Source organism: Ferruginibacter sp. (genome assembly GCF_028288465.1).
Classification (GTDB): Bacteria; Bacteroidota; Bacteroidia; order Chitinophagales; family Chitinophagaceae; genus Ferruginibacter.
The window spans coordinates 88,046-100,431 of sequence record NZ_JAQBNR010000053.1; the positions used below are offsets into that span (position 1 = coordinate 88,046).

13 protein-coding genes are annotated in these 12,386 nt (G+C 40.4%); 9 read left to right on the plus strand and 4 right to left on the minus strand.

Features of this window, described 5'->3' with window-relative positions:
* Positions 1 to 78 precede the first annotated feature (78 nt).
* The 8 genes from JWR61_RS20685 (at position 79) to JWR61_RS20720 (ending at position 8,900) form a co-directional block, all read left to right on the plus strand.
* On the plus strand, positions 79 to 1,041 hold the full coding sequence (locus tag JWR61_RS20685) for an electron transfer flavoprotein subunit alpha/FixB family protein (protein WP_301929612.1): 963 nt from the start codon (positions 79 to 81) through the stop codon (positions 1,039 to 1,041).
* 133 nt (positions 1,042 to 1,174) lie between these two features.
* A complete protein-coding gene (locus JWR61_RS20690; protein ID WP_290338415.1) occupies positions 1,175 to 1,756 on the plus strand; it encodes a bifunctional nuclease family protein in 582 nt (193 codons plus the stop codon).
* Between the two features lie 152 nt (positions 1,757 to 1,908).
* Positions 1,909 to 2,748, plus strand: a complete 840-nt coding sequence (ispE, locus tag JWR61_RS20695) for a 4-(cytidine 5'-diphospho)-2-C-methyl-D-erythritol kinase (protein ID WP_301929613.1) — start codon at positions 1,909 to 1,911, stop codon at positions 2,746 to 2,748.
* 96 nt (positions 2,749 to 2,844) lie between these two features.
* Positions 2,845 to 4,503 carry a S8 family peptidase gene (locus JWR61_RS20700; RefSeq protein WP_301929614.1) on the plus strand — a complete coding sequence of 553 codons (1,659 nt, stop codon included), beginning with the start codon at positions 2,845 to 2,847 and terminating at the stop codon, positions 4,501 to 4,503.
* Between the two features lie 78 nt (positions 4,504 to 4,581).
* The gene (locus JWR61_RS20705; protein ID WP_301929615.1) at positions 4,582 to 5,091 is read left to right on the plus strand and encodes a DinB family protein; all 510 of its coding nucleotides are present in this window, start codon (positions 4,582 to 4,584) and stop codon (positions 5,089 to 5,091) included.
* A gap of 892 nt (positions 5,092 to 5,983) precedes the next feature.
* Positions 5,984 to 7,051, plus strand: a complete 1,068-nt coding sequence (gene fbaA, locus JWR61_RS20710) for a class II fructose-bisphosphate aldolase (protein WP_290338419.1) — start codon at positions 5,984 to 5,986, stop codon at positions 7,049 to 7,051.
* 171 nt (positions 7,052 to 7,222) lie between these two features.
* Positions 7,223 to 8,134 carry an acetyl-CoA carboxylase, carboxyltransferase subunit beta gene (gene accD / locus JWR61_RS20715; protein ID WP_290338420.1) on the plus strand — a complete coding sequence of 304 codons (912 nt, stop codon included), beginning with the start codon at positions 7,223 to 7,225 and terminating at the stop codon, positions 8,132 to 8,134.
* 67 nt (positions 8,135 to 8,201) lie between these two features.
* Positions 8,202 to 8,900: a thioredoxin domain-containing protein gene (locus JWR61_RS20720; protein WP_290338421.1), complete on the plus strand. Its 699-nt coding sequence runs from the start codon at positions 8,202 to 8,204 to the stop codon at positions 8,898 to 8,900.
* On the opposite strand, the gene JWR61_RS20725 is transcribed toward JWR61_RS20720, so the two are convergent.
* The gene (locus JWR61_RS20725) at positions 8,901 to 9,953 is read right to left on the minus strand and encodes an arginase family protein (RefSeq protein WP_301929616.1); all 1,053 of its coding nucleotides are present in this window, start codon (positions 9,951 to 9,953) and stop codon (positions 8,901 to 8,903) included.
* Between the two features lie 154 nt (positions 9,954 to 10,107).
* On the opposite strand from JWR61_RS20725, the gene JWR61_RS20730 reads away from it, so the two are divergent.
* A complete protein-coding gene (locus tag JWR61_RS20730; protein ID WP_301929617.1) occupies positions 10,108 to 10,488 on the plus strand; it encodes an HPF/RaiA family ribosome-associated protein in 381 nt (126 codons plus the stop codon).
* Positions 10,489 to 10,559: 71 nt separating this feature from the next.
* On the opposite strand, the gene JWR61_RS20735 is transcribed toward JWR61_RS20730, so the two are convergent.
* The 3 genes from JWR61_RS20735 to JWR61_RS20745 all read right to left on the minus strand — a co-directional run bounded on the left by JWR61_RS20735 (position 10,560) and on the right by JWR61_RS20745 (position 12,322).
* On the minus strand, positions 10,560 to 11,363 hold the full coding sequence (locus JWR61_RS20735) for a Cof-type HAD-IIB family hydrolase (protein WP_301929618.1): 804 nt from the start codon (positions 11,361 to 11,363) through the stop codon (positions 10,560 to 10,562).
* A gap of 84 nt (positions 11,364 to 11,447) precedes the next feature.
* Positions 11,448 to 11,834 (minus strand): hypothetical protein, encoded by a 387-nt coding sequence (locus JWR61_RS20740; RefSeq protein WP_301929619.1) that lies wholly within the window; start codon positions 11,832 to 11,834, stop codon positions 11,448 to 11,450.
* 89 nt (positions 11,835 to 11,923) lie between these two features.
* Positions 11,924 to 12,322: a hypothetical protein gene (locus tag JWR61_RS20745; protein WP_301929620.1), complete on the minus strand. Its 399-nt coding sequence runs from the start codon at positions 12,320 to 12,322 to the stop codon at positions 11,924 to 11,926.
* Positions 12,323 to 12,386: the final 64 nt, after the last annotated feature.

Here is a 12,386-nt window from a genome sequence, read left to right on the forward strand (position 1 = left end):
TAGTTCATTGGGCAACTCTTTCAATTCGAAGATTATTGTTTATTTGAAATCATTTTTAATTAAAGCAAAACTTTTAAAATGAGCGTTTTAATATTTTTAGACCAGGCTGATGGCCATATCAAGAAATCTTCTTTTGAAGCTGCCGGTTATGGCGCCGCGGTTGCAAAACAGATTGGCACTACTGCGGAAGCTATTGTGCTCGGTAATGTCAATGACGATTTAGCGTTGCTGGGAAAATATGGGATTACCACGGTACATACGGTAACAGATGAAGTACTAAACCATGTAGATGCGCAGGTGTTTACGAAAATTATTGCGGAAGCCGCTACAGCCATTGCCGCAACTGTCATTGTTTTTTCCAACAACTTTAACGGCAAGGCCATTGCGCCGCGATTGAGTGTGCGGTTAAAGGCCGGGCTGGTTTCAGGAGCCATTGCACTACCGGATACTACAAATGGTTTTACAGTAAGAAAAAATGTATTTAGTGGCAAGGCCTTTGCCAATGTTACCATCAATACGGCTGTAAAAATTATTTCCTTAAACCCTAATTCGTTTACGGTTGCTACCACCGAAGGCAATGCGGAAGTGGCTCCGTTTGCAGCAACAATTGAAGCACCCAAAGTACAGGTAACTGCTACCGATAAAGTAGTGGGTGAAGTGCCGTTAAGCGAAGCAGAAATTGTAGTCAGCGGTGGCCGCGGATTAAAGGGCCCCGAGAACTGGGGACTGGTAACTGATCTTGCCAAATTATTGGGGGCTGCCACTGCATGCAGCCGACCTGTGGCAGATATCGGCTGGCGGCCTCATCATGAACACGTGGGCCAGACTGGTCTTGCGATTGCACCTAACCTGTATTTCGCCATTGGTATTTCCGGCGCCATTCAGCATTTGGCAGGCGTAAACAGAAGTAAGACAATTGTAGTAATCAACAAAGATCCAGAAGCGCCATTTTTTAAAGCGGCCGATTATGGAATTGTAGGAGATGCTTTTGACGTTATGCCCAAAATTATTGAAGCTGTAAAACAAATGAAGCACCTGTAAATCAAAAACTAGCGTCGATAAAATAAAAATTTATTAATTTAATTTATAAAGCCTTTCAAATTGTATTGAAAGGCTTTTGTTTTTTATATTTGCAATTAGTAAGATACTTATTTTCCCTTTTGACGATTTGAACATGAAGAAAATTGAATTAGAAATAGTTGCCCTTTCGCACAGCATTACACAAACTCATTCCTATGCAGTTGTGCTGGGAGAAGTGAATGGCTTACGCAGATTACCGATTGTAATAGGAGGTTTTGAGGCACAGGCCATTGCAGTCGCCTTGGAGCGTATGAGTCCCAGTCGGCCGCTTACCCACGACCTGATGAAAAATTTTATGATGGCTTTTAATGTTGAACTGCACGAAGTAGTGATCAACGATTTGCAGGAAGGTATTTTTTACAGTAAGCTGGTATGCAGCAGTCAGAATGATACCGTTGAAATTGATTCCAGAACGTCAGATGCACTTGCGCTCGCAGTGCGTTTTGGGTGCAGTATTTTTACTTACGAAAATATATTGGACAGTGCCGGCATACTAATGGAAAATGATGAAAAGAAAAAGAAGTCGACTGCCCCGGTAACTACAGAAACAGGCGGACAGGACGATTTGCAACGCCTTTCGCTTGAAGAATTGAATACACTGTTAAACGAAGTGTTGGAACAGGAAGATTATATAAGAGCGATCGCCATCCGGGATGAAATAAAAACAAGAAAATAGCAGGTTAATGAATAATTGATAATGGATTAATAGATCATTTCTTCAATACTTATCTTCTCTTAAAAAAATGATATTTGATATACCTGCTTGGGATAATTGGCCAAATCTGAATATAGTATCCATTATCAATTAAAAAATTATCCATTAAAAACATGGTCGTTTTTCCCGGTTGCAAAATTAATTTTGGCTTACGCATTCTTAATAAACGGGACGATGGGTATCATAATTTAGAAACCATTTTTTACCCGGTAGCGTTTACCGATGCACTGGAAATCATCTCCTCCAGCAATTCAGCACCAATTATTTTCAGCAACTCAGGTTTAGCAGTAGATGGTGACAGCAAAGATAATATCTGCGTAAAGGCCTACTGGCTTTTAAAGAAAGATTTCCCCCAGCTTCCTTCTATAACGATGCACCTGCACAAATGTATTCCCATGGGGGCCGGATTGGGCGGAGGTTCTGCTGATGCCGCTTTTACATTGCAACTATTGAATCGACTTTTTCACTTGCAAGTTTCAACAGAAAAACTAATGCACTACGCTGCTCAACTGGGCAGCGATTGCGCCTTTTTTATTTTAAATAAACCCTGTCTGGCAACCGGCAGAGGGGAAATTTTGAAGCCTGTTGCGCTCAATCTTTCAGGCTATACGCTTGCATTGGTAAATCCTGGCATACATGTAAATACCGGGTCAGCATTTGCAGCCTTGAAATTGCGTCAGCCGGAGGAAGAAAGTTCGCCTCTGCTGTCATTAACGGAGATTATACAGCTTCCAGTAACATCGTGGAAAAATACATTGATAAATGATTTTGAAGAACCGGTATGCGGAAGCTGGCCCGTAATAAACGAAATAAAAGAAAAATTATATAACATGGGAGCTGTATTCGCCGCTATGAGCGGTAGCGGAAGCACCGTTTTTGGCCTGTTTGATCAACAGCTTCCTCGAGATAAAACTGACATTTTTCCCTTTTTTACCCGTTTTATCTCCTTGTAAACCTATATTTTTTTGATAAAAACAAGTTATTTTTTTTGATTTGATTGATACATTTAGAGGCTTTGTGATAACTTGCCTCCCAGTAAAATTTAAACTATGAAAATATGGCTTTTAAGCAGTGCGTTACTGGTAACCACCGCCACATTCGCACAAAGTGCATCCACAGAGGCTCCGAAGAACTGGTACCAGCTGGATAAAGCAGGCACTGGTTATTATGGCATAAGCCTGGATAAAGCGTACGATTTTTTGAAAGCCAAAAAATTAAAGAGCAAACAGGTGTTGGTTGCAGTAATTGATGGTGGCATTGATACAGTGCACGAAGACCTGAAGCCCATTTTATGGACAAATACAAAGGAAATTCCGGGCAATGGTATAGATGATGACCATAACGGGTACATTGATGACGTGCATGGCTGGAATTTTTTAGGTGGTAAAGATGGCCGTAACGTAAAAGAAGACAGTTACGAAGGCGCAAGAGTTTACACGGCGCTGAAAGCAAAATATGGTGAGGAAATTCCGGATGACTCAGCCGTTTCCGACACGCAGAAAAATGAAATAGCACTTTATAAAAAAGTAAAAGAGAAAGTAGCGGGCGAAGTAAACCCGGCTGAAATTGCCTTTTTAAAACAAATATTACCCGGCTTTTTAAAGGGTGATTCTGTTATTACAAAAGAATTAGGCAAAGACGAATACAATTGTAATGACCTTGAAAAATACAATCCAACAGACGCCAATGCAAAAAGGACTAAAGTATTTCTAACTCAGTTGTGCAAGGGAAACAATAGTAACGAACTAACCAATAAACAGATTATAGACGAATTAAATGGCGAGTTGCGAAAAGCAGATGCAGTAGAAAACTCGCCAAAAGAATACCGTAAAGAAATTGTTCAGGATGATGAAAATGACATCACCGACCGTTTTTACGGTAACAAAGATATCATGACTGCAACGCCTTTTCATGGCACCCATTGTGCCGGTATTATTGCCGCCGTTCGGGACAATGGTAAGGGAATTAAAGGCATAGCCGACAATGTACGTATTATGATGGTCCGTGCAGTTCCCGATGGTGATGAACATGATAAAGATATCGCCAATGCGATACGTTATGCGGTAGAAAATGGTGCACAGGTAATAAGTATGAGTTTTGGCAAAGAGTTTTCGCCTGAAAAGAAATGGGTGGATGACGCCGTTAAGTTTGCTGAAAGCAAAGGTGTACTGCTGGTGCACGCTGCAGGAAATGATGCTAAAAACGTTGACAGCACGGATAATTATCCAAGCCCTGTTTACCTTGATAACGGTAAAAAAGCAACCAACTGGATAACTGTTGGTGCAAGCGGAGATCCGCATACAGGAAGCATTACAGCTAACTTTAGCAACTATGGTAAACAACAGGTAGATGTGTTTGCCCCTGGTGTACAAATCTATTCAACCATCCCTGGGGGAAATATGTACGGCAACGCTTCAGGTACAAGTATGGCATGCCCGGTGGTGGCAGGCACAGCTGCATTGTTGCTGGAATATTTTCCAACATTAAGCGCCAAACAATTAAAATATATTATTGAAAAATCTTCCGTTGCGCCTGATACCGAAGTAAACATACCAGGAACAACACAAAAAACCAAGCTGAGTGAATTGTGTGTAAGTGGTGGTTTACTGAACGCTTATGAGGCAGTTAAATTAGCTGCCAGTCTGCAAGGCGATAGAACAAAAGAAGTGTTGCCTGCACCGACGATGACAAAAAATAAAAAAGGATAATTTACAGCAGTTTCTAAAAATAGTAATTTAGTGCCGGGCAAAAGCCCGGCATTTTATTTAACCATAAAAAATTCAGCCATGTTTAAACCATCTCCGGAAAATTATCCTCCCTATTTTCAAAAATATATTGACCAGGTACCAGACGAATCATTGCTGCAGGGGTTCGCAAACCAGGGACCGGTTATCGTTACTTTATTGAGCCGCATAACAGAAGAAAAATCAATGCATGCCTATGCTCCGGGTAAATGGACGCTCAAAGATTTATTGCAACATATCATTGATACAGAAAGAATTTTTTGTTTCCGTGCGCTGTGTTTTGCAAGAAGGGAAGCCAGCAATATCGCTGGATTTGATGAAAATGCCTATGCCGCAAGCGTGGTAGCCAACGACAGAACCTGGTTAAGCCTTACAGAAGAATTTTTAGCCGTACGCAAAGCAACAGAACTGCTTTATAAAAGCTTTACAGAAGAAACGCTTACAAGAATTGGTAGCGCCAACGGTATACCAACCAGCGTCGCAAGTATGGGATATATTACGCTGGGGCATGTGTATCACCATAAAAAAATAATTGAAGAACGATACCTTTAGTCAACAAAGGTTTTGATATCCGCATAAACTAAAGCGGGTTGCTTAAATTATATATCTTATCTCCTGCTAAATTTTAACTTTCAATCGAGCGGGTACGTATTTTTACGATACATTTTATCGTAAATAAACTTACTTTTTTACAGTTTTGTTACGACAGGTTACGTATTTACTGTGTATCAATAATAGAGCAATTATGCGCTTGTGTAGCATCCATTTCTGCTGCATCTTTGTGTCAGAAGTTGATTGATAGGAATTAAATATCAATCATATCCAAATATCCTGATAAAGCCTATAAAGTTCAATCCAATATCGATTTAAAGCTAATAGCAAAAATCCAATATCAGTCAACTTCTTTTTCATTTTTCTTACCCGGTGCTGCGAAAGCATTGAGAACATTACTTCCGTAGCGTTTTATCCGGTATCCTGAAGAAAGCAAGCCACGTCCTTTATCCTGAAAAATCCTGAATTTACTATCCCAAAACTGTTGCAAAACAGGAAAAGCTGTACGCTGACCATGGAATGACTTTTTCCCGGAACAGTCCCCAAGCTAAAAAATTTTAAAAACTTCCGTGTTTATAAATGGATGCGGAAGTTTTTATTCTCTCTCCCGTTTTTATATCCAAAGCTCTAATGCCTGGTTTATTATCTGTCCCCCAAACCACCTCTTCACAAATTTATACACCAGCAATGCATTGTTCAGGCCGCCTGGCCTGAGCAATGCTGCGTTTTAAGTTATTCGGTTATCTTTAACCGTGTATTGCCACTCCGCCTTCACAATTGTTCTAAAAACACCTGTTGCTGATACCTTTGTATCTTTTTGCAGATGCATATCAGTTTCAAATAACCATTAACCAAAAGTGAAATTCACTTATTTTTGTAAAAAAACACCAACATGAGTAAATACAAAGCCGGCGTATTGTTCGGCGCAGAACTAGAAGCCCTTTATAATGACGCTAAAGACAACCAGTTTGCCTTACCCGCAGTAAACTGCATAGGCACAGATACCATCAATGCTACGCTTGAGGCGGCAGCAAAAGTTAACTCTCCTGTAATTATACAATTCAGCAATGGCGGCGCCCAGTTCCTTGCAGGTAAAGGAATGCCGAACGATAAGTTACAAGCCAATATTTCAGGCGCCATTTCCGGCGCTTTGCATATACACAATGTAGCCAAGTATTACGGTGTACCTGTTGTACTGCATACCGACCATGCTGCAAAAAAATGGTTACCATGGATCAGCGGATTGATTGATGCCGGCGAACAATTTTACAAGGAAAAAGGCCAGCCTTTATTCAGTTCGCATATGCTTGATTTAAGTGAAGAACCAATTGAAGAAAACATCCATACATCAGTAGAGTTTTTCAAGAGAATGGCACCATTGGGTATGAGTATTGAAATTGAACTGGGTGTTACCGGCGGTGAAGAAGATGGAGTTGACAACAGCGATGTTGAAAATGATAAATTATATACCCAACCGGAACACGTTGAGTATTCTTATACAGAATTGGGTAAGGTAAGCAACATGTTTACCATTGCCGCAGCTTTTGGTAATGTGCATGGTGTTTACAAACCAGGTAACGTTGAATTGCGCCCTGAAATTTTAAACAACAGCCAGGTGTATATTCAGAAAAAATTACAGACCGGTCCAAAACCCGTTTACTTTGTATTCCATGGTGGCAGCGGATCTCCGCAAAGCCAGATAAGGGAAGCAATTGGATACGGCGCCATCAAAATGAACATTGATACCGATTTGCAATGGGCATTCTGGGAAGGTGTTTTAAACAATTATAAAAAGAATGAAGGCTACCTGCAGGGACAACTGGGTAATCCCGAAGGAAGCGATAAACCAAACAAAAAACAATACGATCCAAGGGTATGGTTACGCAAAGGACAGGAGACTTTTATCAAACGTCTTGAAACCGCTTTTGACGATTTGAATTGTCTTAACCGTAATGCATAGTCTTTAATATAGCACTGCAAACAATTTATATTTCTTAAGGTAATGTAAATTGTTTGCAGTTATTTTACACCACCCTTAAAAAGCTGTTTTTAAAGATGTAATAAATTTTTAACTTTTAAAAGAAGCCTGCATTTTTTAGCTTCTTGCAATACAATGCAGGTGGGGCTTATTATGATAAAAGAAGAAGATTTTGATGCCAACCTTGCCGGCGAAGACGGAGAATCAGATGAAACAAAAAGAAGCTGGTTTAAACGTATTAAAAAAGGCATTCTTACGGCAACAAAAGACAAGGCCGATGCACCCGAAGGGCTATGGACCAAATGTCCCAATTGCAAATACACCTGCACCGTTTCGGAACTCAGGGAGAACTTATTTGTTTGTCCTAAATGCGATCATCATCACCGCATTGGCAGCGGAGAATATTTTGAAATTTTGTTTGATGACAATGAATACGAAGAGCTGTTTGCCAATATTGTATCCACAGACTATTTACAATTTGTAGATTTAAAACCCTACAATAAAAGGCTGGATGAAACCTACGCCAAGACTGGCATTCACGATTCCATCACTGTAGGACATGGCAAATTAAAAGGCAATGATTTTGTGGTTGCCTGTATGGATTTTGAATTTATCGGTGGCAGTTTAGGCAGCGTGATGGGTGAAAAAATAAGCCGTGCATGCGACTATTGTATTTTACACCGCATTCCATTTATGATCATCAATAAAAGTGGAGGTGCCAGGATGATGGAAAGCGCATTTTCATTAATGCAGCTTGCCAAAACTTCGGGTAAATTATCGCAGTTATCCGACGCCAAAATTCCTTACATCTCGCTGTGTACCGATCCTACTTTTGGAGGAACAACTGCTTCCTTTGCGATGCTGGGCGATATTATCTGCGGTGAACCCGGTGCATTGATTGGCTTCGCCGGCCCGAGAGTAATCAAGGAAACAATTAAAAAAGACTTGCCGGAAGGTTTTCAACGCAGCGAGTTTTTACTGGAACATGGTTTCCTTGACTTTATCATCAACAGGAAAGAACTGAAAGATAAATTGGCTTCTTTGTTATTGCTTTTTAAAAATTAATTATACCAGGAAAAATCCGTCTGCCGCTGGCAGACAGATTTTCTGGTTGCAGCTTAACTATTTCTTTATGAAAATAATTCACCGCACAGCCATTGCTTTCTTGTTTGGGTTGATTTTAATTTCCTGCCAGGCGCAACAGAAAACCAACTTAACGGCAGATGAATTTGAAAAAGCAATCACCAAAGATTCTGTACAAATTTTAGATGTAAGAACACCGGAAGAATACAGTGCTGGCCATATTAAAAACACATTGCTGGCCAACTGGAACGACAAAGCAGAATTCAGCCGCAGGGTTGCATTTGTAGATAAAAACAAACCTGTGTATATCTATTGCCTGGCCGGCGGCCGGAGTGCCGCTGCAGCAAAGCAGTTACGTTCAGAAGGCTATGAAAATGTAATAGAACTTTCAGGTGGCATCAATGCATGGAAGGCCGCCAATAAACCGCTGGAAGGAAAATCTGATGAAAAGCAAATGACGGAGGAAGCTTTTAATGCAGCCATCAGTGGCAAGACGGTGCTGGTTGATTTCGGCGCAACCTGGTGCCCCCCCTGCAAAAAAATGGAGCCTGTCATAAAAAGTCTTCAAAGCAATCATGCCAACCAGTTTGAGCTGGTGAAAGTGGATGGAGGTAAAGATCTTGACCTGTTGAAAAAATATGCAGTAACTGCTCTGCCAGTCTTTATAGTATTTAAAAATGGAAAACAGGTCTGGCGCAAAGATGGTGTGGCTACAGAAAAAGAAATGGCGGAAGCCCTGCGCCCCTGATCAATCCTGCGACAACTCTTTTACAAAATCACTTACAAGGTAACTGATCAGTATTCCCGTGGTATCATTTTTTTTACCGTCAACCAATTGCACGGCACCTTCGCTGATGTGCAGGTAAGCAGGTTTGGAATCCTGGGCTGTAAAAGTAACGTATTGCCTTGCCTGCAACACAGATATTCCTGCCGGCAGCATCCCACTGCTTAGTACCTGTTCAATACAATTTAAATCCAGCTCTATGCCGGTGTAGGTATCTTCCGTAAACCCGGTTGCGTGAGCTACGGACTGCATAAAGTTTTTTCTGCCGTGGATAAAAATTTCCTCGTAGGTGATGTAATCTATAAAGGGATTGTTGTGTATTTCCAGCAACACATTTTGGGATATTGTATTTTCATGTACACCTATAATGCAGTATTTACCAAGATACCCATCTTCTTCAGCATAATGAAACCCATTGCCATTGTGTCTTCCTTCGGTTGCACTAAAATCAACATGCGCATCCAGGTTAATACAATTGATCTGTGCAAGTGGAATAACGTCTGCTTTATGCAGCCCCTTTGCCGTTCCCTTAATAATGGGATAGGCATTGTTTTGCCCGCCCCCAATTATAATGGGTATTTTTTTTAACGCCGTAATTACTTTGATCATATTCTCCACGGCTTCATCTATGCTGTTTACTGCATGGCGGTAAGCTTCTATCAGTTCATCAGGATTATCCGCATTGTTTTCTATAAGGTATTTAATGTCTCCAAAATCAAAATGACCCAGCAGCAATATATTTTCACCATTTAAAAAATCATTGCTTTGGTTATTTAAAAAGCAGGATAAAAAGGGTAGCCAGGCGGTATCCGTACCACCTATTCCATAATTCGCCTTCACACCAATATCTTCCGGAATGCCCAGCAGCACATACTTTGCGGCAGATTGCTGCAATGCTTCCATCCAATCGTTCGTTACCGGCAGGTGTTTTATCCGCTCCCCTATCCGGGTTTCAAAACGGCGGATTTTTGTCAGCGATAGGATATCTTCTTTGGAGTAAAACATAAAATGTTTCATATTGGGAAGTTAACAAAATTTGAACTTATCCGCATGCATCCTTTTAATGAATCAATTTTTGCTGATTAATAACACGAGGCAAATCCGGAGGACTGACAATTATGCTTAAAATTTGTTTGGCACAATTGCTGCCTGACTATCATTAAAAAACACCATGGATATCATTATTCAATCCTTAGGATTTAAAGCAGGAGAATCAATTGAGCAGTTTATTACAGAAAAGATGAATGGCTTAAAAAGTGAGACCATTATCAGGGCCAACGTAACCTTGTTTAAAGAGCCGGACACCAACCCTGAAAATAATTATTGTGAAGTGCGGCTGGAAGTGCCGGGCAATGATTTGTTTGTAAAAAAGAACAGTCAATATTTTGAGACTTCGGTAAGCGAATGCACGGATGTACTGGCAAGCATGCTGAATAAGGCAAAAGATGTATCAACCGACAGAAGACAGGCGCAGACAATGGAGATCCAGGATGCGCTGATAGCAGGTGACGTAAATGATGATGAAACAGAACTGGAAGATGTTATAAAGTAAATATGATTCAAGCATGTAAACAGCCACCGGGTAAAACCTGGTGGCTGTTGTATGTATTGGATTACCTGGTTTTAATTAAAACAATATTGCAATGCTTTGGCGACACCATCATTGTTGTTGGTGTCTGTAACATAATTGGCCACTGCTTTTATTTGTTCAGGCGCATTGCCCATGGCCACACCCATACCGGCAAACTCAATCATTCCCTGATCATTAAAATTATCTCCTATCGCAATAATTTCTTTTTGCTCAATACCATAGCGGTTCATAAGGAACTCAACGGCCTTTGCCTTGGAAGCTGCGCTGCTCATCACTTCCAGGTAAGTGGATTGTGATTTAAAAATATTCAGCTTTCCGCCATGCAATTCAACAAGCCGCTGTTCAATATCATGTACCAGGTGCTTTTCGCCGGCAATCAATATCTTGTTCGGGCCATTTTTTTGTTCATCCCAATATTGAAGAGTTTCACCAAAGGGTTGAATTTTTATTTTAACAGCCGTAATTTTTTGTTCCTTTTTAATGCGGTCGGTTTCCTGTTCTGCAAACCATTCCATCTGGCTGTAATACATGGCAGACACGTCATACATGGATAATTCTTTATGAACACTTGCAGCTTCGTGCAATGAAACTGCATCCTGAAAAATCACTTCATCCTTGTGTACAATATAACCTCCATTTAAACTCACCAATGGCGCATCGTCGGCTACAACATTTTTTATTATGTGCTTCATACCGTGTAAAGGCCGTGCAGAAATCGGTACTACCAAAATTCCCTTTTGCTGCAGGTGATGAATGGCCTGCCTGTTGGCATCGCTCACAGAATGATCACTCTTTAATAATGTGCCATCCATATCTATAAAAACTGCTTTGTACATTGGTTTACTGTATTGATTTTAGTGCGCAAATATAATAAAAAAGCCCCCGCAAGCGGAGGCTCATTTTTGCTGGTTTCAGTTGTATTACCAGTTCCTTCTGTCATAATCATCGTGGTCCCTGTGATAACGGCCACGGCCATAAAAATTTTCCATTACTTCATGAATTTCCCTGTCGCGTTTAAATTGCAAGCCTTCAATGATGCGTGCTTTTCTAAAACGACTCATATAGAAATTAAAACGTACGGCTTCCATTCTTTCGTGGTATTCATGGTTGATCCTGGCAATCTGCATGTTTTTTTCTCTTTCAGAAAAATAATAGTTGCGTCCGCGGTCACCATAACCGTTTTCACGGGTGTTCATACCGACAGTATTGTCATACCCTTTGTCATCGGATCGGTCACTCCTGTATTGGGCCGATGCAGCTGTAGTAAAAAATATTACTGCGGCTAAAATTGTAAAAGTTTTTTTCATGATTGGTAAGTTTAAATTGTGATTGCATTGCTTGTAAAAATTTACAAACGTTTTATACTGCGTGTATTCGTTATAGTTATTAATTGTGTTTACCAGTTCGGCCTGTCACCGTCATATCCTCTTTTGTTGTGACCCTGGTGATGGAATTTTTCAATTACCGAATGTATCTCCCGGTCACGCTGAAAATTCAGGGCATCTATTTTACGGCCCTTTTGAAAACGGCTCATAAAAAAATGGCTCTTCACAGACTGAATTTTATAATTGTATTCCCGGTTGATTTGGGCAATCTGCATATTTTTTTCCCTTTCAGAAAAATAACGATCGCCCCTGTCGTCATAACCCCCGCCCCTTGTTGGAAAACTGTTGACTACTTCGTGCGAATTATTGTTATCATATTTATTGTCGTTGCGGCGGTTACCATCATATTGTGCACATGCTGCAGAAGTAGATAAAGTGGCGAGTACTAAAATTGTAAATGTCATTTTCATGGTTGTAAGTTTAATTGTTATGAATGCATATAAGATGTAATCGGATTCACTTCGTTTACCAATG